This window comes from Pseudomonas sp. BF-R-30 (assembly GCF_019956175.1).
GTDB lineage: Bacteria > Pseudomonadota > Gammaproteobacteria > Pseudomonadales > Pseudomonadaceae > Aquipseudomonas > Aquipseudomonas jessenii.
Map to the genome: position 1 here is coordinate 1 of NZ_JAHBDE010000018.1, position 19,327 is coordinate 19,327.

General features: G+C 60.7%; 15 protein-coding genes and 1 pseudogene. 11 read left to right on the forward strand and 5 right to left on the reverse strand.

The window, feature by feature from the left end; genetic code table 11:
* Positions 1 to 539 (forward strand): transcriptional regulator (locus tag KGB20_RS11365; protein WP_223509815.1); only part of this gene is annotated, 539 nt, incomplete at its 5' end.
* A gap of 47 nt (positions 540 to 586) precedes the next feature.
* On the opposite strand, the gene KGB20_RS11370 is transcribed toward KGB20_RS11365, so the two are convergent.
* Together KGB20_RS11370 and KGB20_RS11375 are read right to left on the reverse strand one after the other, a co-directional pair.
* Complete coding sequence (locus KGB20_RS11370) at positions 587 to 1,888, reverse strand: ATP-binding protein (protein ID WP_154909131.1); 1,302 nt, start codon at positions 1,886 to 1,888, stop codon at positions 587 to 589.
* 4 nt (positions 1,889 to 1,892) lie between these two features.
* A complete protein-coding gene (locus KGB20_RS11375; protein ID WP_057714693.1) occupies positions 1,893 to 2,594 on the reverse strand; it encodes a response regulator transcription factor in 702 nt (233 codons plus the stop codon).
* Between the two features lie 293 nt (positions 2,595 to 2,887).
* On the opposite strand from KGB20_RS11375, the gene KGB20_RS11380 reads away from it, so the two are divergent.
* The 10 genes from KGB20_RS11380 to KGB20_RS11425 all read left to right on the forward strand — a co-directional run bounded on the left by KGB20_RS11380 (position 2,888) and on the right by KGB20_RS11425 (position 15,069).
* Positions 2,888 to 4,045, forward strand: a complete 1,158-nt coding sequence (locus KGB20_RS11380) for an efflux RND transporter periplasmic adaptor subunit (protein ID WP_150814044.1) — start codon at positions 2,888 to 2,890, stop codon at positions 4,043 to 4,045.
* A gap of 15 nt (positions 4,046 to 4,060) precedes the next feature.
* Positions 4,061 to 7,159, forward strand: a complete 3,099-nt coding sequence (locus KGB20_RS11385) for an efflux RND transporter permease subunit (RefSeq protein ID WP_154947670.1) — start codon at positions 4,061 to 4,063, stop codon at positions 7,157 to 7,159.
* 192 nt (positions 7,160 to 7,351) lie between these two features.
* Positions 7,352 to 7,993, forward strand: a complete 642-nt coding sequence (locus KGB20_RS11390) for a DUF1345 domain-containing protein (RefSeq protein WP_150814046.1) — start codon at positions 7,352 to 7,354, stop codon at positions 7,991 to 7,993.
* A 76-nt stretch (positions 7,994 to 8,069) separates the two neighbouring features.
* Positions 8,070 to 8,909, forward strand: coding sequence for an AraC family transcriptional regulator (locus KGB20_RS11395; protein WP_154947671.1), 840 nt, complete (start codon positions 8,070 to 8,072; stop codon positions 8,907 to 8,909).
* 53 nt (positions 8,910 to 8,962) lie between these two features.
* Positions 8,963 to 9,571: a LysE family translocator gene (locus KGB20_RS11400; RefSeq protein WP_150814048.1), complete on the forward strand. Its 609-nt coding sequence runs from the start codon at positions 8,963 to 8,965 to the stop codon at positions 9,569 to 9,571.
* A gap of 132 nt (positions 9,572 to 9,703) precedes the next feature.
* Positions 9,704 to 10,729, forward strand: a complete 1,026-nt coding sequence (locus KGB20_RS11405; RefSeq protein WP_150814049.1) for a LacI family DNA-binding transcriptional regulator — start codon at positions 9,704 to 9,706, stop codon at positions 10,727 to 10,729.
* A gap of 182 nt (positions 10,730 to 10,911) precedes the next feature.
* A complete protein-coding gene (locus KGB20_RS11410) occupies positions 10,912 to 11,694 on the forward strand; it encodes a sugar phosphate isomerase/epimerase family protein (RefSeq protein ID WP_150814050.1) in 783 nt (260 codons plus the stop codon).
* A complete protein-coding gene (locus tag KGB20_RS11415; RefSeq protein ID WP_150814051.1) occupies positions 11,687 to 12,706 on the forward strand; it encodes a sugar kinase in 1,020 nt (339 codons plus the stop codon). The genes KGB20_RS11410 and KGB20_RS11415 overlap by 8 nt, the downstream gene beginning before the upstream one ends.
* Before the next feature lie 71 nt (positions 12,707 to 12,777).
* The gene (locus KGB20_RS11420; RefSeq protein ID WP_057714686.1) at positions 12,778 to 14,070 is read left to right on the forward strand and encodes an MFS transporter; all 1,293 of its coding nucleotides are present in this window, start codon (positions 12,778 to 12,780) and stop codon (positions 14,068 to 14,070) included.
* 21 nt (positions 14,071 to 14,091) lie between these two features.
* On the forward strand, positions 14,092 to 15,069 hold the full coding sequence (locus tag KGB20_RS11425) for a 2-hydroxyacid dehydrogenase (RefSeq protein ID WP_150814052.1): 978 nt from the start codon (positions 14,092 to 14,094) through the stop codon (positions 15,067 to 15,069).
* Between the two features lie 175 nt (positions 15,070 to 15,244).
* On the opposite strand, the pseudogene KGB20_RS11430 reads toward KGB20_RS11425, so the two are convergent.
* The 3 genes and pseudogenes from KGB20_RS11430 to KGB20_RS11440 all read right to left on the reverse strand — a co-directional run.
* Positions 15,245 to 16,027, reverse strand: a pseudogene (locus KGB20_RS11430) (pyridoxal phosphate-dependent aminotransferase); the annotation flags it as partial.
* Positions 16,028 to 16,209: 182 nt separating this feature from the next.
* On the reverse strand, positions 16,210 to 16,425 hold the full coding sequence (locus KGB20_RS11435; RefSeq protein ID WP_154947672.1) for a hypothetical protein: 216 nt from the start codon (positions 16,423 to 16,425) through the stop codon (positions 16,210 to 16,212).
* A 351-nt stretch (positions 16,426 to 16,776) separates the two neighbouring features.
* Positions 16,777 to 18,990, reverse strand: coding sequence for an autotransporter outer membrane beta-barrel domain-containing protein (locus KGB20_RS11440; protein WP_191626116.1), 2,214 nt, complete (start codon positions 18,988 to 18,990; stop codon positions 16,777 to 16,779).
* Positions 18,991 to 19,327 lie beyond the last annotated feature (337 nt).

Sequence of the window (19,327 nt, forward strand, 5' to 3'; positions counted from 1 at the left end):
CACCCGCCCGCCCCGGGCTCAATCGACGCTGGTTCCTGGCCGCCGCGGCCGGGCTGTTGGCTGGCGGCGTACTGGCGGACCGTTTGTTCCTCGGCTGGCAAGCGAGCCAACAGTCACATAGCTGGCGCGGCCTGGTGGCCGATTACATGGCGCTCTATGTGCCGGAAACCCTGGATCACCTGCCCGGCGATGAAGCAGCCCAACGGGCACAACTGCGCACGATCGATGCGCGTCTGGGCCTCAACCTCGCGCCGGCAAAACTGACCCTGCCCCGTGCCGAGTTCAAGCGCGCGCAAATCCTCGAGTATGACGGTGCACCCATCGCCCAGATCACCTACCTCGATCCGGCCCATGGCCCCATGGCGCTGTGTGTTACCCGCTCCAACAGCGGCAGTCGCCATTTCGCCCGGGAACAGCGGCGCGAGCTGAACATCGTGTATTGGGCCGACATGGAACACGCCTGGATGCTGATCGGGCATCAGCCGATGGCGGACCTGGAGGAGATGGCGAAACTGTTGCGTAGTCGCCTGAGCACCTGAGAATCCTTGGCTCAACGCAGGCGCTGCGGTAGCGCCTGCGAAGCGCGTCAGGCCGAAGCCGGCAACCACAAACGAAACCGAGCCCCGCCCAGCGGCGAGGCTTCCACCGTCAATGTGCCGCCCTGGGCTTCCAGTGCACGGCGGCTGATCGCCAGCCCCAGTCCGAAACCACCCGTGGCGCGGTCGCGGCTGCGGTCGAGGCGGTAGAAAGGTTCGAAGATCCGCTCGCGCTCGTCATCCGGAATGCCGATGCCATCATCGTCGACCCAGATTTCACAGCCACTGGCATAGACCTGCACACCGATCTGAATACGCTTTTCGCAATAGCGCATGGCGTTGCGCAGCAGGTTTTGCAGGGCTCGGGCGGTCAGGCGCGGGTCCAGGCTGAAGCGTTCGAGCTGGCCGTGGAGCAACACGTCGATGACGATTTGCGGAGACTCCATTTCTTCGTCGACGCTGCCGAGAATGCTGTCGATGAATTCATCCATCGACACTTCGACCTGCTCCGGCAGCCGCGCCGGGTTTTGCAGGCGGCTGTAGGACAGCAGCTCCAGCACCAATTCATCGAGTTCCCGAATGTGCGCCACCAGGCTTTGCAAGCGCTCGCGGCTGGCCGCCGGCAAGTCGTCGGACAGAGCCAGCGCCAGGCCGAAATCCAGGCGCGTCAGCGGCGTGCGCAACTCGTGGGACACCGCATTGAGCAGGTCTCGCTGCTGGTTGAGCAGGTTCTCGATGTCGCCGGCCATGGTGTCGAACACACTGGCCAGGCTACCGATGTTGGAACTCGGGGAAATTTGCGTGCGCTCGCCCAAGTGGCCCTTGCCAAAGCGTTCGGCGGCGCCCTTGAGGCGCTCCAGGTCACGCCAGTGCGGGCGCAGCCACAACAACAGGCACGCGAGCATGGTCGCGCCGATCAGGACGTTGATGCTCCAGTACAACAGATTGACGTCCAGCGGATCCGGTGGCACGACCATTTGCACCACGGTGCGCTCATTCAGCGGCGCGACCGCCAGCGTGCGCCAGCCCCAGTCGCCAACGCGCACGACGTTCTCGCCGCGGCGCAAGCGCTGCTGTTCATCGGGCGTCAGGCTGCTGTCGTCATTGCTGCTGAGCACGATGTGCAGAGGCGAGAAGTCCTTGTCCATTTCAGCGGCCAGCGCCGGCCACTGTTCGGCCGGGACCCCATGGAACTGTTTGACGATCAGCGTTTGCAGCCCTCGCGAGTAATCAAGGTTGTAGGTGACAAAGCGCTCCTGGAACACCTTGACCACCAGATCCGGCACCAGATAGATCGCCGCGCTGAACGAGACGATGGTCACCAGGTACAAACGAAAGAGGATTCTGAACATCGGCTCAGCATTCCCACTCGGAACGGCTGAACAGGTAACCCTTGCCCCACACGGTCTTGATCTTGCGCGCCTCGCCGGCGTGGTCGTCGAACTTGCGTCGCAGCTTGGAAATCGCCACGTCCACCGAACGGTCGGTGCCATTGAATTCGATGCCGCGCAAGCGTTGCAGGATCTGGTCGCGGCTCAACACCTCACCGGCATGCCGGGCCAGCACCACCAGCAGGTTGTACTCACCGCTGGACAACTCCACCAATTGCCCGCGCCAGGTGACGGTACGCTCGGACAAGTCGATGCACAGGTTGCCCATCAGAATGCGGTCGTTGGCAGTCTGCGGCTCGCTGAGGCTGCTGCGGCGCAACAAGGTCCGCACCCGGGCCAGCAGCACCCGCGGCTCGCAGGGTTTGGTGACGTAGTCGTCGGCCCCCATTTCCAGGCCCAGGACCTGGTCGTGGCTGTCGTCGCGGGCGGTGAGCATCAGGATCGGCAGGGTCGCCGAATCGGCGCGCAGCAGGCGACAGACTTGCAAGCCGTCGAGGCCGGGCAGCATCAAGTCGAGGATCACCAGGTCCGGCGGATTGAGCCGCGCACGTTCGCGCACGTGGTCACCGCGGCCGATCACGCTGACGGAATAACCGTTGCGTTCCAGGTAACTGGCAATCAGTTCGGCGAGGGCGGTGTCGTCTTCGACCAGGAGGATGTTGGGCATGGGGTGTTTCCAGAAAGTACTTTGGCGTCTGCACCGGCCTCTTCGCGAGCAAGCCCGCTCCCACAGGGATTTGAGGTGACCACAAATGATATGAAAACCACCGGCCACTGTGGGAGCGAGCTTGCTCGCGATGGCAATCTATCCGGCGCAATAGAAATCAAGGACTGCAGGATATACGCCCTCACGCACACCTGAGTAAAACCCTTACACAATTTCACACAGCACCAACAAAGCTTCACCGCTACCCTCGCCTTCGCCCAGTAGGATGCTGGGGGTCTTTATTGGGGTATTACATGTCGAAGAATCTGCTTGCCAGGCTCAGCCTGATTGCACTGGCGTTGACACTGGGCGCGTGTGACAAGTCCTCGAATGCCGAGGAACAGGCGCCGCTGGCCACGGTTCGCATCGAGACCATCGAAGCGCGGCCACTGACCATCAGCAGTGAACTGAGCGGGCGGATTGCCGCACCGCGCATGGCCGAAGTGCGTGCCCGGGTGGCTGGCGTTGTCTTGCAGCGCACCTTCCGTGAAGGCAGTGACGTGAAACAGGGCGAAGTGTTGTTCCGCATCGACCCGGCGCCGTTCAAGGCTGACCTGGACAGCGCCGAAGCCGCGCTGCGCAAGGCTGAAGCCAACGCGTTCCAGGCCAGATTGCAGGAACAGCGCTACGCCCGGTTGATCGACGACAAGGCCATCAGCGGCCAGGACTACGACAACGCCCGGGCCAACGCCCGGCAGACCGCTGCCGACGTCGCCGGCAACAAGGCGGCGGTGGAACGCGCCCGGTTGAACCTCGGTTACGCCACGGTCACCGCGCCGATTTCCGGGCGTATCGGTCGCGCACTGGTCACCGAAGGCGCACTGGTCGGGCAAAACGAAACCACGCCCCTGGCGCTGATTCAGCAACTGAACCCGATTCATGCCGACCTGACCCAGTCCACCCGAGAACTCAACGAACTGCGCCGCGCCTTCCGTTCCGGCCAGTTGCAACAGGTCGGCCAGGACCAGGCAAAAGCCACGTTGATTCAGGATGACGGCAGCCTCTATCCGCTGCCGGGCAAAATGCTGTTCAGCGACATCACCGTCGACCCGGGCACCGGCCAGATCATTCTGCGCAGCGAGTTCCCCAACCCCGACCTCGACTTGCTGCCCGGCAGTTTCGTGCGCGTACGCCTGGAACAAGCGGTCAACCAGCAGGGCATCAGCGTGCCGCAACGGGCCATCCAGCGCGACAGCGCCGGCATCGCCCAGGTGCTGCTGCTCGACGCCGAACAGCGGGTCGGGCAGCAACCGGTCGAACTGGGTGCCGTGCAGAACGATCGCTGGATCGTCACCGGCGGCCTGAAGGCAGGCGACCGCATCGTCATCGAAGGGCTGCAGCACGCCCGCCCCGGCGAGAAAGTGCAAATCGACGACACCCCTCTTCCACTTGCCCAGGCGACTGGTCAGTAAGCAGGACGCTTTTTTATGCCGCAGTTCTTTATCGACCGCCCGGTGTTCGCCTGGGTGGTTGCCCTGTTCATCCTGCTGGCCGGTGCGCTGGCCATTCCGCAATTGCCGGTGGCGCAATACCCCGATGTTGCACCGCCACAAATCGAAATCTACGCCGTGTACCCCGGCGCTTCGGCGCAAACCGTGGACGAGAGCGTGGTCAGCCTGATCGAGGAAGAGCTCAACGGCGCCGATCACCTGTTGTATTTCGAATCCCAGAGCAGCCTGGGCAGCGCCACCATCAAGGCCACCTTCCAGCCGGGCACCAACCCGGAACTGGCTCAGGTGGATGTGCAGAACCGCCTGAAAGCCGTGGAATCTCGCCTGCCACAAGCGGTCATCCAGCAAGGTTTGCAGGTGGAGAAAGTCTCCTCCGGTTTCCTGCTGCTGATCACCCTGACCTCCAGCGATGGCAAGCTCGACGACGTGGCGCTCAGCGACTACCTGGCGCGCAACGTGATGAACGAGGTCAAGCGTCTGGACGGTGTCGGCAAGGCGCAGCTGTACGGCGCCGAACGGGCGATGCGGATCTGGATCGACCCGCAGAAGCTGCTCGCCTTCAACCTGACGCCGGCGGACGTCAACACCGCCATCGTTGCGCAAAACGCCCAGGTATCGGCCGGCAGCATCGGTGACCTGCCAACCCGCACCACCCAGGAAATCACCGCGACCATTCTGGTCAAGGGCCAGTTGTCGACCCCCGAAGAGTTTGCCGACATTGTCCTCAAGGCCAACCCGGACGGCTCGACCGTGCGCATCAGCGATGTGGCGCGGGTCGAGATCGGTAGCCAGGAATACCAGTTTTCCACGCGCCTGAACGGCAAACCGTCCACCGCCGTCGCAGTGCAACTGTCGCCCGGCGCCAACGCCCTGAACACCGCAACCCTGGTGCGGGCGAAGATGGACGAACTCAAGCGCTATTTCCCGGCGAACGTCGAGTACTCGATACCGTACGACACCTCCCCCTTCGTCAAGGTCTCGATCACCAAAGTGGTCTACACCCTCTTCGAGGCGATGCTGCTGGTGTTCGCCGTAATGTTCCTGTTCCTGCAGAACATCCGCTACACGCTGATTCCGACGCTGGTGGTGCCGGTGGCGCTGATGGGCACCTTTGCGACAATGCTGGCGCTGGGGTTTTCGATCAACGTGCTGACCATGTTCGGCATGGTGCTGGCCATCGGCATTCTGGTGGACGACGCCATCGTGGTGGTGGAAAACGTCGAGCGAATCATGGCCACCGAGGGTTTGTCGCCCAAGGAAGCCACGCGCAAGGCCATGCAGCAGATCACCGGGGCCATCGTCGGCATCACTCTGGTGCTGGTCGCGGTGTTCATTCCGATGGCGTTCATGCAAGGCTCGGTCGGGGTGATTTACCAGCAGTTCTCGCTGTCGATGGCCACCTCGATCCTGTTCTCGGCCTTCCTCGCCCTGACCTTGACCCCGGCCCTGTGCGCGACACTGCTCAAGCCGATTGCCAAAGGCGAGCACCACGAAAAGACCGGGTTCTTCGGCTGGTTCAACCGTCGCTTCGAACAACTGACCGAGCGCTATCAGGGCTGGGTCGCCTATGCGTTGAAACGGACCGGGCGCTACCTGCTGATCTACGGCGTGCTGCTGATCGGCCTGGGCTTGGCCTTCAGTCGCTTGCCCTCCTCGTTCCTGCCGGTGGAAGACCAGGGTTACACCATCACCGACATCCAGTTGCCACCGGGTGCGAGCAAGAATCGCACGGTGCAGGTGGCCGAGCAGGTTGAAGCGTACAACGCCGGGGAACCGGGCATTCGGGACAGCGTGGTGATTCTCGGATTCAGCTTCTCTGGCAGCGGGCAGAATGCGGCGCTGGCGTTCAGCACGCTCAAAGACTGGTCCGAGCGAGGCAGCGACGACTCGGCGGCTTCGATTGCCGACCGGGCCAACGTCGCCCTCAGCCAGATCAAGGACGCGGTGACGTTTGCCGTACTGCCGCCGCCCGTGGATGGCCTGGGTACGTCCAGCGGATTCGAGTTCCGCCTGCAGGATCGCGGTGGTCTCGGCCATGAGAAGTTGATGCAAGCGCGCACCGAGTTACTCGCGGCAGCCGAAAAAAGCCCGATCCTGATGAACGTGCGCGAAAGTGCCCTGGCCGAGGCACCGCAGGTGCAACTGGTCGTCGACCGCAAGCAGGCCAATGCGCTGGGCGTGTCCTTTGCCGATGTTGGCGGCGTGCTGTCCACGGCCGTGGGTTCGGCCTACATCAATGACTTCCCCAATCAGGGGCGGATGCAGCGCGTCGTGGTGCAGGCCGAAGGCGACCAGCGCAGTCAGGTGGAAGACCTGCTGAAGATTCACGTGCGTAACACCCACGAAAAAATGGTGCCCTTGTCAGCCTTCGTACAGGCCAGATGGACTCAGGGCCCGGCGCAGTTGACCCGCTACAACGGCTATCCGGCGATCAGCATTTCCGGTGAACCGACCCCGGGCCACAGCACCGGCGAGGCCATGGCCGAGATCGAGCGGCTGGTGGCGCAAGGCCCGGCGGGCCTGGGCCAGGAATGGACCGGGTTGTCGTTGCAGGAACGGTTGTCCGGCAGCCAGGCGCCGATCCTGCTGGGGCTGTCGCTGTTGATCGTGTTCCTGTGCCTGGCGGCGTTGTACGAAAGCTGGTCGATCCCCACCTCGGTGCTGCTGGTGGTGCCGCTGGGCGTACTCGGCGCGGTGCTGGCCGTGACCTTGCGCGGGATGCCCAACGACGTGTTCTTCAAGGTCGGGCTGATCACCATCATCGGCCTGTCGGCGAAGAACGCGATCCTGATCATCGAGTTCGCCAAGAGCCTGTACGACGACGGCCACGACCTGATCGACGCGACCCTGCAAGCGGCACGCCTGCGGTTGCGGCCGATTGTCATGACCTCGTTGGCGTTCATCCTTGGCGTGGTGCCGTTGGCAATCGCCACCGGCGCCAGTTCGGCGAGCCAGCAGGCCATCGGCACCGGGGTGATCGGCGGGATGATCACGGCGACGCTGGCCGTGGTGTTCGTGCCGGTGTTTTTTGTGGTGGTGATGAAGCTGGTGCGCAGGCGACATAAAGAAATTTAACAAACAACACCTACCCAATGTGGGAGCGGGCTTGCTCGCGAAGGCGGATGCTCAGTCGACATGGATGTTGAATGTGATGACCCCTTCGCGAGCAAGCCCGCTCCCACATTCGATTTCATTGGCCTAAGGATTGTGGTCACGATCGACCACGCTGGGCTATGGTGATTGCAAAGTACCAACCATCGAGTCTTCATGCCCTACCTCACCCACACCCACCCTCGCCTGTCCGCCGCCACGACGCTAGGTATCGCAGCGGGTATCCTGGTTCCGGCCGATTCGGTCATCGGCAAAATACTCATCGGCTGGAATGCCGGGGTCTGGACTTACCTGATCCTGATGTCCTGGCTCGTCGTGCGTTCGAAAGCGACTGATGTGAAACGCATTGCCGAAATCGAGGACGAGAACGCCGGGCTGGTGCTGTTCGTGGTGTGCGTTGCGGCAATTGCCAGTCTGGCAGCCATCACCCTCGAACTGTCCGGCGGCAAAGACCTGGAAACCACGCGCAAGCTCCTCCACTACGGCTTCACCGCGTTGACGGTGATAGGCTCCTGGCTGCTGATCGGGGTGATTTTCAGCGTGCATTACGCGAGGCTGTTTTACACCTGGGAAGGTAAGGAGCCGGCGTTGCGTTTTGCTGAAGGCCTGACAACGCCCAATTATTGGGACTTCCTGTATTTCTCGTTCACCGTCGGCGTGGCGGTGCAGACCTCGGATGTCGGCGTGGCCACTCGTGACTTGCGCAAGATCGTGCTGGCGCAGTCGTTGATAGGTTTCCTGTTCAACACGGCCATTCTCGGGTTCTCGATCAACATCGCCGCCGGGCTGTTCAACTGAAAGCTGCACAAACGTTCTAGTCACCACCCTCGGCGCGGCGTTAAATGGGTCGGTAAATCTGCCGTGCAGGTGCAGCATGACTTCTCACAACTGGCTCGATCTGGCCCAGGACGCCGATACCGGCATCGAGACCCTGCGTGCGCATTTCGAGGGCCATGCCTACGATCCGCACTGGCATGACAGCTATCTGGTGGGTGTCACCGAGCAAGGGGTGCAGCAATTCAATTGTCGACGAGCGAGACACCAAAGCACGCCGGGAAAGGTGTTTTTGCTGGAACCGGGCGACATCCACGACGGTGAGGCGCCGACCGCTGATGGTTTTACCTATCGCATGCTGTACCTCGACCCACAGTGGTTGCAGCGTGAGTTAGGCGCGGTGTTTGACAACGCGCCGGACAACAGCGAGTTGAGTTTCGCCAACACCCTGGCCAGCGATTCGCGCCTGACCCACGCCACCAGCCTTGCGTTTGAAACGCTGCACAGTGGTGAAATGAAGATCGTTCGCCAGACCGCGCTCGATGGCTTGCTCGAACGCCTCACCAGCCATCTGCACTGGCGCACTCGCTATGGCGAAGATCCGCGCCTGCCCCTGGTTGCGCAAAAGGCCCGGGACTATCTGCACGCCAACGCACAATACGACATCGGCCTCGACCAACTGGCCGCCGTCACCGATGTCGACCGCTTTCGCCTGACCCGTGCGTTCAAGGCCGCCTACGGCATCGCACCTCACGCGTATCTAGTGCAGTTGCGCCTGGTCACCGCGCGTCGATTGCTGGCCCGTGGTGAGCAACCTGCAACCGTGGCCATGACATTGGGCTTTGCCGATCAGAGTCACCTGGGTCGCTGGTTCGTGCGCGCCTACGGTCTGACACCAGCGCTGTACCGCAAGCGTTGCTCAAATCTTCCAGACAGATAAGCGCCCGGCTTGTGAAGATCGACTTCAATGATCTTCACCGGAGTTTGCCTGCGATGCTGTCCTCTTTTCCGATGTTGCTGCCCTTTCTGCTGTTCGCCTTTGTGGCCTCGATCACCCCCGGCCCGACCAACATTCTGGTGCTGAGCAACAGTGCCCGATTCGGCTTGATGGCTGCCGTTCCGATCATTTTTGGTGCCTGTGCCAGTGCTGCGACATTGGTGTTGTTGGTGGGCACTGGTGCCGGGACTTCGCTGACCGAATGGCCTGCGCTGCAAACGCTCATGCAGTGGGCCGGCGTGGCATGGCTGAGTTATCTGGCCTGGCAAATCTTCCGCGCCCCGGTTGCCGCCATTGCCGCCGACAATGCCGAGAAGCGCCTCGGCTTGCTGGGCGCGGCGAGCCTGCAATGGATCAACCCGAAAACCTGGATGATGGCGCTAGCGGTGGTCAGCGTGTTTGCCGGGGTGGGTGAAGACCGGTTTGTGCATGTGATGTATTTGTCGTTGGCGTTTTTCCTGATCTCGCTGCCGTGTCTTGGAGCTTGGGCAGTGCTCGGCGCCGGCTCCAGTCGCTGGCTGCGTTCACCTCGTGCGATGCAGCGCTTCAACCGCTGCATGGGCCTGTTGTTGCTGGGTTCGGCGTGGTTGAGCGTGCTCGCCTGAGCTCCATTGGTCGTTTTTTGTCGGCCTGTGATTCATCGAACACTTGACGACGGATTCATTTCTGGTGTCTTCTGAAACCGGTTTCAGCGCCATGCGCTCTGCCTTATAAATCCAATAAGAAGGTTTCAGACCGTGAACGATTTCTCCGCCGCCCAGCGCAGCCGCGTGACCATGCTCGACGTGGCCGAACACGCCAAGGTCTCCAAGGCCAGCGTTTCGCGGTTCATCGGCGAAGACCGCGCCCTGCTCTCCGATGCCATTGCCCAGCGCATCGAACAGTCCATTGCCGAACTGGGTTATCGCCCGAACCAGATGGCCCGTGGCCTGAAACGCGGGCGCACCCGCCTGATCGGCATGCTGGTGGCCGATATCCGCAACCCATATTCGATTGCCGTGATGCACGGGGTGGAAACCGCCTGCCGTCAACACGGCTACAGCCTGGTGGTGTGCAACACCGATCGCGACGACGAGCAGGAACGCCAGCACCTGGCCCTGCTGCGCTCGTACAACATCGAAGGCCTGATCGTGAACACCCTCGGCCATCACCGTGACGAGTTGCATGAACTGCACCGGGAAATGCCTCTGGTGCTGGTGGACCGCAAAGTCGAACACCTTGAGAGCGACATGGTCGGCCTGGATAACCCGGCGGCTGTCGAGATGGCCCTTGCCCACCTTGAAGAACGCGGCTATCGCGACGTGCTGTTGGTGACAGAGCCGTTTGACGGCACCAGTTCGCGGATCGAGCGGGTCAGCAGTTTCAAGGCACAGATCGCAAAGCGCCCGGCCCTGCGCGGCACGATGATTGAGACCGGCAACGAACTGACTGCGCACCTGAAAAACTTCCTCGACACGCCAGGCCCCGGTCCGAAAGCGCTGTTTTGCGCGAACGGGATCGCGGCGCTGGCCAGCACTCATGCCTTGCGTGAGCTCAAGTGCAATCTGTTTGAAGACGTGGGGCTGATAGCCCTGGATGACCTGGATTGGTATCCGTTGGTGGGAAGTGGCATTACTGCCCTCGCCCAGCCGACCACCGAGATTGGCGCGAGTGCGTTTGAGTGTCTGCTCAAGCGGTTGCGGGGGGATGACGGGGCGTTGCGGACTCTGGATTTTTCGCCGCAGCTGGTTGTGCGGGGGTCGACCCTTGGCGTTTTCAGATGACTGGGCTGGCCCCATCGCGAGCAAGCTCGCTCCTACAGGAATTTCTGGGGTACACAACATTTATGTACGACACAACACACTGTGGGAGCGGGCTTGCCCGCGATGAGGCCCGAAAGAACAACACATCACTCACTGATATTTTTTTGAACAAAAATGAAACCGGTTTCAGAGGTAGAAAAACAATGAATAAACCAGCCGTTTCCATCAGCCTGTCCAGCTACGGCGCCGATCTGGTGCGCCAGCGCGGCCAGGGCAGTTTCATCGCAGTACTGGCCGCCGCCGGGGCCACGCGCATCGAATGGCGCGAAGAGCTGCTGACCTTTGAGAACCCCGAGCACCTAGCCGACGCGACTCAGGCCGAGGGCCTGGAAAGCGTCTACTCATCACCGATGGAACTGTGGCTGGCCGGTCAATCCAGACCCAATCCCGAATTGCTGACAGCACTGCAACGCGCCCAAATGTTCGGCGCCAAATGGCTGAAAGTATCGCTGGGTTACTTCACCGACAACAGCGACCTGCAACGCCTCGCCCCCATGCTCGGCGAAAGTGCGGTGCAATTGCTGGTGGAGAACGACCAGACCCTGCACGGTGGCCGCATCGAACCGTTCCAGCGTTTCTTCAATGAAGTCGAGCAACACAACCTGCCGATCAAAATGACCTTCGATATCGGTAACTGGCAGTGGCAGGATCAGTCCGCCGCCAGCGCCGCGCGGTTGCTCGGACGGCACGTCGGTTATGTGCACTGTAAAGCGGTGACGCGCCGTACCGACGGCAAACTGGTTGCCATCCCACCCGCCGCCAGCGACTTGCAACAGTGGGAACACCTGCTGCGGCACATGGACCAAGGCGTTATGCGAGCCGCGGAATACCCGCTGCAAGGCGAAGACCTGGTGCAGCTGACAACCGAGCATGTCGCCGCCCTCGCCCACCTCGGCCAATCGTCGCTGGAGAACGCTCATGTCTGAGATCGATATCCTCTCGTTCGGCGAAACCATGGCGATGTTCGTTGCCGAGCAGACCGGCGACCTGGCCAGCGTCAACGCGTTCCACAAACGCATTGCCGGCGCCGACAGCAACGTCGCCATCGGCCTGTCGCGCCTGGGTTTCAACGTGGCATGGCTGAGCCGAGTCGGCGCCGATTCCCTGGGCCGATTCGTGATCGACACGCTGGAAAAGGAAGGCCTGGATTGCCGCCACGTCGACATCGACCCCGCGCACCCCACCGGTTTCCAACTCAAATCGCGCACCGACGATGGCAGCGATCCTGTCGTCGAGTACTTTCGCCGTGGCTCGGCGGCCAGTCACTTGTCGTCGCATTCGATCGTGCCCGACTTGCTCAAGGCCCGCCATCTGCACGCCACCGGCATTCCTGCGGCGTTGTCGGAAACGGCACGGCAGATGTCCTTCGAATTGATGACCCGCATGCGCGATGCCGGGCGCAGCGTGTCGTTCGACCCCAACCTGCGCCCGAGCCTGTGGGCCAGCGAGCGACTGATGATCACCGAGACCAACCGCCTCGCCGCCCTCGCTCATTGGGTATTGCCAGGGCTGAGCGAAGGTCGCCTGCTCACCGGCTTCGAAGACCCGGCCGACATCGCCGCGTTCTACCTCGACCAGGGCGCCGAAGCCGTGGCAATCAAGCTCGGCCCCCACGGTGCTTATTACCGCACGCATCTTGATCAAGGTTTCGTCGCCGGTGTACCGGTGCAAACGGTGGTCGACACCGTGGGTGCCGGCGATGGATTTGCCGTCGGCATGATCAGCGCACTTCTGGAAAACCACAGCTTTGCCGACGCCGTGCGGCGGGCCAACTGGATTGGCAGCCGTGCGGTGCAGAGTCGGGGGGATATGGAGGGGTTGCCCGGCAGATCCGAAATGTCCATTGAATTCGAGGGCGTCTTCGCGAGCAAGCCCGCTCCCACACTGGATCCAGGTCCGACACAAATCCCCTGTGGGAGCGGGCTTGCTCGCGAATAGGCCGGCACAGTCACTGAAGATCTAAACCGTTACCTGCTGCGACAAAAACAACAAGCTCAGGAGCATCACCCATGAAAACCGCAACGCTCGCCACCCGCCGCTGGTGGTACATCATGCCCATCGTGTTCATCACCTACAGCCTGGCGTACCTCGATCGCGCCAACTACGGTTTTGCCGCCGCCTCCGGGATGGCCGCCGACCTGATGATCACACCGGGCCTGTCGTCGATGCTCGGCGCGCTGTTCTTCCTCGGTTACTTTTTCTTCCAGGTGCCGGGGGCGATCTACGCGCAGAAACACAGCGTGAAGAAACTGATTTTCGTCAGCCTGATCCTCTGGGGCAGCCTGGCGACGTTGACCGGGATCGTCTCCAACGCCTACTGGCTGATCGTCATCCGCTTCATGCTCGGCGTGGTCGAAGCCGCGGTGATGCCGGCGATGCTGATCTACCTGTGCCACTGGTTCACCCGTGCCGAACGCTCAAGGGCCAACACCTTCCTGATCCTCGGCAACCCGGTGACCATGCTGTGGATGTCGGTGGTCTCGGGGTATCTGGTGCAGCATTACAGCTGGCGCTGGATGTTCATTGTCGAAGGTTTGCCGGCAGTGCTCTGGGCCTTCATCTGGTGGCGTCTGGCGGATGATCGTCCGTCCCAGGCCAAGTGGCTCAACGATCAGGAAAAACAGGATCTGGAAAGCGCACTGGCGGCCGAACAGGTCGGCATCAAAGCAGTGAAAAACTACGCCGAAGCGTTTCGCTCACCCAAAGTGATCATCCTCGCGCTGCAGTTTTTCTGCTGGAGCATCGGTGTCTACGGTTTCGTGTTGTGGCTGCCGTCGATCCTCAAGGCCGGCGCGCAGATGGACATGGTCGAGGCCGGCTGGCTGTCGGCGCTGCCTTATCTGGCGGCGGTGATCGGCATGCTGCTGGTGTCCTGGGGTTCGGACAAACTGCAAAAGCGCAAACGCTTCGTCTGGCCGCCGCTGCTGATTGCCTCGATTGCTTTCTACGGCTCCTACGCGCTGGGCGCCGAACACTTCTGGTGGTCGTACACCCTGCTGGTGATTGCCGGTGCGTGCATGTATGCGCCGTACGGTCCGTTCTTCGCGATCATCCCGGAAATCCTACCGGCCAACGTCGCGGGCGGTGCCATGGCGCTGATCAACAGCATGGGCGCGCTCGGTTCGTTTGGCGGCTCTTATCTGGTCGGTTACCTGAACAGCTCCACCGGTTCGCCCGGCGCATCCTATCTGTTGATGAGCGGTGCGCTGATGCTTTCGGTGGTGCTCACGGTGTTCCTCAAGCCCGGCGCCAGCGACCGGGAGCGGCCCACGGTAGCGCGCCCCCTCACGGCTCATTCCTGAATTGAAGTTGAGATCACGAAGATGAAAAAGCAGGTCGTCCTGTACAAGAAACTCTCGCCGCTGCTCATGGCTCGCCTGCATGAGCACACCGATGTGACGCTGATCGACAACCTCGATGCCGAAGGTCTCGGCAAACTGCGCGACGCCCTGCCCCATGCCCACGGTCTGCTCGGTGCCAGCCTGAAACTCGATGCCGAACTGCTGGATCTGGCGCCCAACCTTGAAGCCATCGCCAGCGTTTCGGTGGGCGTCGACAACTACGACATCGATTACCTTACCGAGCGGCGCATCCTGCTCAGCAACACGCCGGACGTGCTCACCGAAACCACCGCCGACACCGGTTTCGCACTGATCCTGGCCACTGCGCGGCGCGTGGTGGAGTTGGCGAACATGGTTCGCGAAGGCCAGTGGACCCGCAACATCGGCCCCGCACATTTCGGCAGTGACGTACACGGCAAGACCCTGGGCATCATCGGCATGGGACGCATTGGTGAAGCGTTGGCCCAGCGCGGGCATTTCGGCTTCGGCATGCCGGTGATCTATCACAGCCACTCGCCGAAACCGGCGGTCGAAAAACGGTTCAACGCGCAATACCGCAGCCTGCCCGAACTGTTGCAGCAAGCGGATTTCATTTGCCTGACCTTGCCGCTGACGGCCGAAACCGAAGGGTTGATCGGTGTCGAGGAATTTGCGCTGATGCGCCCGGAAACCATCTTCATCAATATTTCCCGAGGAAAAGTCGTGCATGAAGCGGCGTTGGTCCAGGCGTTGCGCAGTGGACAGATTCGCGCGGCGGGGCTGGATGTGTTTGAGCGCGAACCGTTGAACCTTGATTCGCCGTTATTGCATTTGAACAACGTGGTGGCGACGCCGCACATGGGCTCGGCGACTCATGAAACACGGGAAGCCATGGCCCGCTGTGCGGTGGACAACCTGCTGGCGGCGCTGGCGGGTGAGCGGCCGGAGAATCTGGTGAACATACAGGTGTGGAAAGCCTGAGAGATTTGTTGCCTGTAAGTAACCATCGCGAGCAGGTTCGCTCCCACAGGAGATCTGTGAGCGCCACAGATCAAATGTGGGAACGAGACTGCACGCGATGAGGCCAGAAAAGGCAATGCAAATCCGCCAGGCCCACCGGGCCATCAGCTATTCCGCGAGTTCCCGCTAATCCACCACCAAGCCGAACGAAATTCGCCATCGCGCTCGCCCCGAACGCCTCACCGGCCAGTACCGACAAGCAACAACCTACCAGCAGCCGCTCCGCGAAGTGCTGGGCAGACAACCCGATCTGAAGCACATCGGCCATCACGAACATACCACCAACCGGCTGAATCGCCCGGATACCCGGATAATGGTTCAAGCTCGCACACACCAGATCACGGCGCTGGCGATACTCTTCGCGCATCAACGCCACTTCCGGCAGATTTTCATCCAGGTCCATCTACGCAGCGTTCTGAATGAAATCCGGAATGCCGAACAGCATGAAAACGACAAATTCACCAGACGCTCGGATATAAGTTTCGGTCCGATCACCCATCCCACTCGCCAACCGCTCATGGTGTGGGATTTCGAAAGGTCATTGATCGTCGCCATACGCTCGGCCATTCCCGGCAAACTCGCCGGGCTGCTGGACCTCATATAGCAAGTCGCTGTAGACCTCGTCGCTGATTAGCCACAGGTCATAACAAATTCACAGCGACGCCAGTCCAGTCCCAGCCAGACCTTCAGCGGAAAATTGCCGCCGAAAGCATTGTTCGGACTTTTGAGCAAAATGGCACTGGTCTGGGGGGGGGGTAATCAGTGCCACCACGTCCACCGAGGCGACCTGAAAGCTGTTCTCCAGACGTTCCGCCACCGGCACCACTTTCGCTCCGCAAGTGCCGATCACTTCATCACCCAGATCGAGCAAGGCTTGCACCAGCATTTACAGCGCGCACTGCACCCTCGGGAAGGCAAGGCAACCCGACTGTCGTCCACGGAAAACACCAAACTACGAAACGCCCACTGAATGATTTACCCACCTGTTACATCGACCAGGCAGACTCTCAAAGTGCAAATACACCCTGGCATCTACGCTGCGGCAATCAACCTGAGGCCATTTACCTAAGGAAGGTAGGCTCGTTCAATGGGCGTTTTTTTTCAGTCGATGTTGAGATTCTTCAGTCGAGCCAATCCCTGTTTTATATGGCCCGCGCTATCACCAATTGCCTCCAATGCTCCTCGAACATTCCCTCCGATCTCAGCTGAGCCCCGCTGCTCCACCCAGACTGTCAGCTCCATCAAAGCCGCCTCTAAGGCCAACTGGTTGTGGTAAATCCTTTCAAGAACTTCCAATAATGAATAGTCTTTCGCCATAATTTCGACTCCTTCGAAAAATTCAAACATAGCAGCGGCGCTTGCTTGAGTAGCCAACAGAATGGGGACGCCCCAGTGGCCGTGTTTTACAAGAGCGGCTATTCAGTACCTTTTCTTTTCATTGCGCGTGGTTTGCTAGTAAACCGAACGGTCTGATGCTTTCGGGAGGTATAGGCCTCCATAGCTCGCAGGTGTTGTGCTTCGCCAAGTGCCAGACACAGGAAAAAAAATAGCCGCCGAAGTCCGGCCGTTCAATGAAAACTCAATCTCGCATCGCCGGCTGGTTACTGTCACTCAGATATTGGCCAGCCGGTGGATTAGTTCTTTGCACGCCACACTACCGGCGTATGGTCACCATTTATAGCGCGCTCCCATATTGGCTCCCCACGATTGTTCGATCTTGTCGCCACTGCTGTAATCAAGGTCCAAATGCATGGAAACCTTGTCAGTCACCGCCATGGCCACGCCCGCGCCCAACTCGCCACGAGAGCCCGACAGGTCGGTACTGAAACGGTTGTCATTGACCTCGACATCGCTATTCTTGGCAAACTCGTGTACGTACGCGGCACGCAGGTACGGCTGGACCGTTTTACCTTGCGCCCAGGTAAAGTTGCGACCCACCGTGGTACCGACTTTACCCAGCAAGGAATGAACACGATCACCTTTGGCGGCCAGGCCGTTGTCCAGGTCGTAATCGGCGCCATCGATCATCACACCGGACAGTTGAGCGTAGGGCTCGACAAAGTAGTCATCCGCCAGCTTGATGTTTCGCCCAAACTCCAGCGACGCACCGATGCCGTCAGTGTCGTAATTGCCCTTGGTTTTCTTGCCGTCGCTGAGTCGAACGTCGGATTCGTTCTGGAACCGGTTGTATTTGACGACACCGTCGAAGTAATAGCCGCTCTGCGCGTCCAGCCAGGTGGTATAGGCGCCCAGGTAGTAGCTGTCGACTTCACCGCTCGTGCCACGGCTCATGTCCAGGTCGGACTGGCTGTAACCGCCCAGCACACCGACCAGCCATTGCCCGTCGCCCATGGGCAGCGGCGCATCGGCACCGAACGAAATGCCTTGCTGGGTTTGCTTGTAGGCCACGCTGGCGCTGTCACTCACGTTGTATTTATTGCCATAGGCACGGATCCAGCCACCGGCCTTGCCCTGATCCATGCGCACCTCGCCCATGCGGGTGCGCAACGTGCTGAGTTCACCGTACCAGACCGTCGGGGCCGCGTTGAACAACGCCATGACCGATTGTGTACCAGGGCTGATAGCCCGTGTGGCCGTGTCCAGGACCCAGTCGTTGTCGCCTTGTTTGATCAGGTCGTAGGAAAACGCCCCGAGGTCCACGGCACCACCGGCCAAGGCAAAGGTGGCGTCACCCGAGCCGATACTCACCACGGCCTTGGAGCCTGCCCCTACCGGTTCAGTGCCCTGGCTGTCGAGGGCGACAAGATGGTTGCCACTGGCATTGCCAGACACGGTCAGGGTATCCACCTGCCCAGTGGTGAAGTCGTTGTGCATATAGAACGTTCCCCCCGTACCCGACAGGGTTTCCACGGAGAGATTGAAATACTGCCCAGGGTTGCCGAACTGGACGCCACCGCCGTCGAGCGAAAGATTTTTGACACTGCCATCATCGACCATCACCCAACGCGCAGCGTTGTTGACCGCCAGGTTCTGAACGTTTTCCAGGCGCCCGGTCAGTGTTGCAGACTGGTCGAGCAACACGTCGGCACTGCTGCCGTCGGCCACGACGATATCGCCGACCAGATGGCTGTTGTTGACGTTGAAATTAGCTGCAGAACCGTTGGTGACTTCCAGCAGCGTGCCGTTTCCCCCTTTCAACGTAGAACCGTTTGTGACCGTGATATTGGCCCGCTCGGTGTTGGTTTGGGTTTGGCCGTTGACAATAATGGCCGAGCCACTCAGGCCCTCGACATGGGTCTTGTCAAGAATCAGGGCGTTGTTCGCTGGCAGGTCGCCCGCGGTGAACAGGCTGACACCATTGCGCCCGCCGACGATCGTGCTGTCAGTCGCCTGCACCTTGCCGCCGAAGCTTTGAATACCAATGCCGTCAGCGTTGCGGGCGGTGACTGTGGTGCCGGACTCCAGCGTCAGCTCCGATTGCGCACTGAGGCTTGCACCAAACTGGCCGCCGGTGATCTCGCTAGCGCTGACCCGTGCAGTGGAGCCACCGTTGACCGTGGCGATCAGACGCAATCCAGTGCTATCACTGATGACCCGACTATTGGTAATGGTCGCCTCACTGGTGGACAGCTCAATGCCGTTCCTTGTACCCAAGGCCGTCGCCGTCATGCCGTTGAGTGAAAGCTTCGACCCCTTCTCGGCACGAATCTGGTTAGTGGCGGCACCGTTGGCCGTCAGACTGGAACCGCCTCGCACCAACCAACTGTCCTGCGCCGTGGTTTCGTTGATGGTTCTGGAACCGCCATTTTCAATCGTTGAAAGTGCCAGCGCGCACGGGCTGATCAACAGCATCGGCGCAAAGGTGGCAAGCTTGAGCTTGCGTGCGAGCGGCGAAAATGAAAAGGAATGTCTGACGTACATAAGGTCGCTCCTGAGTCTGTCGGCTATCGGCAAAAACTCCACCTGCCGGTGCTTTTTCAGATCGTGTATCTGATGGGGCGGCAATCCTAAGAAACTTCCTACGTCAGATATGTAGGAGTAATCCGAAACAACACTGGAATACTCCCTGCCACCTACGTAGCCGATATTCACAAGTGTTGAGCCAGAGTCCACGCGGGCGGCAAACATCCGAATCGGCGCTTCTTCGCGCAGCAGGCCGAACTGACCTTGGGCGGATTAAACGCTCATGAAAAAAAAAGCGATACTGTCAAAGTTGACAGGTGGGTGCCGATTCCCTGCGCAGGAAGGATGGGGGGCG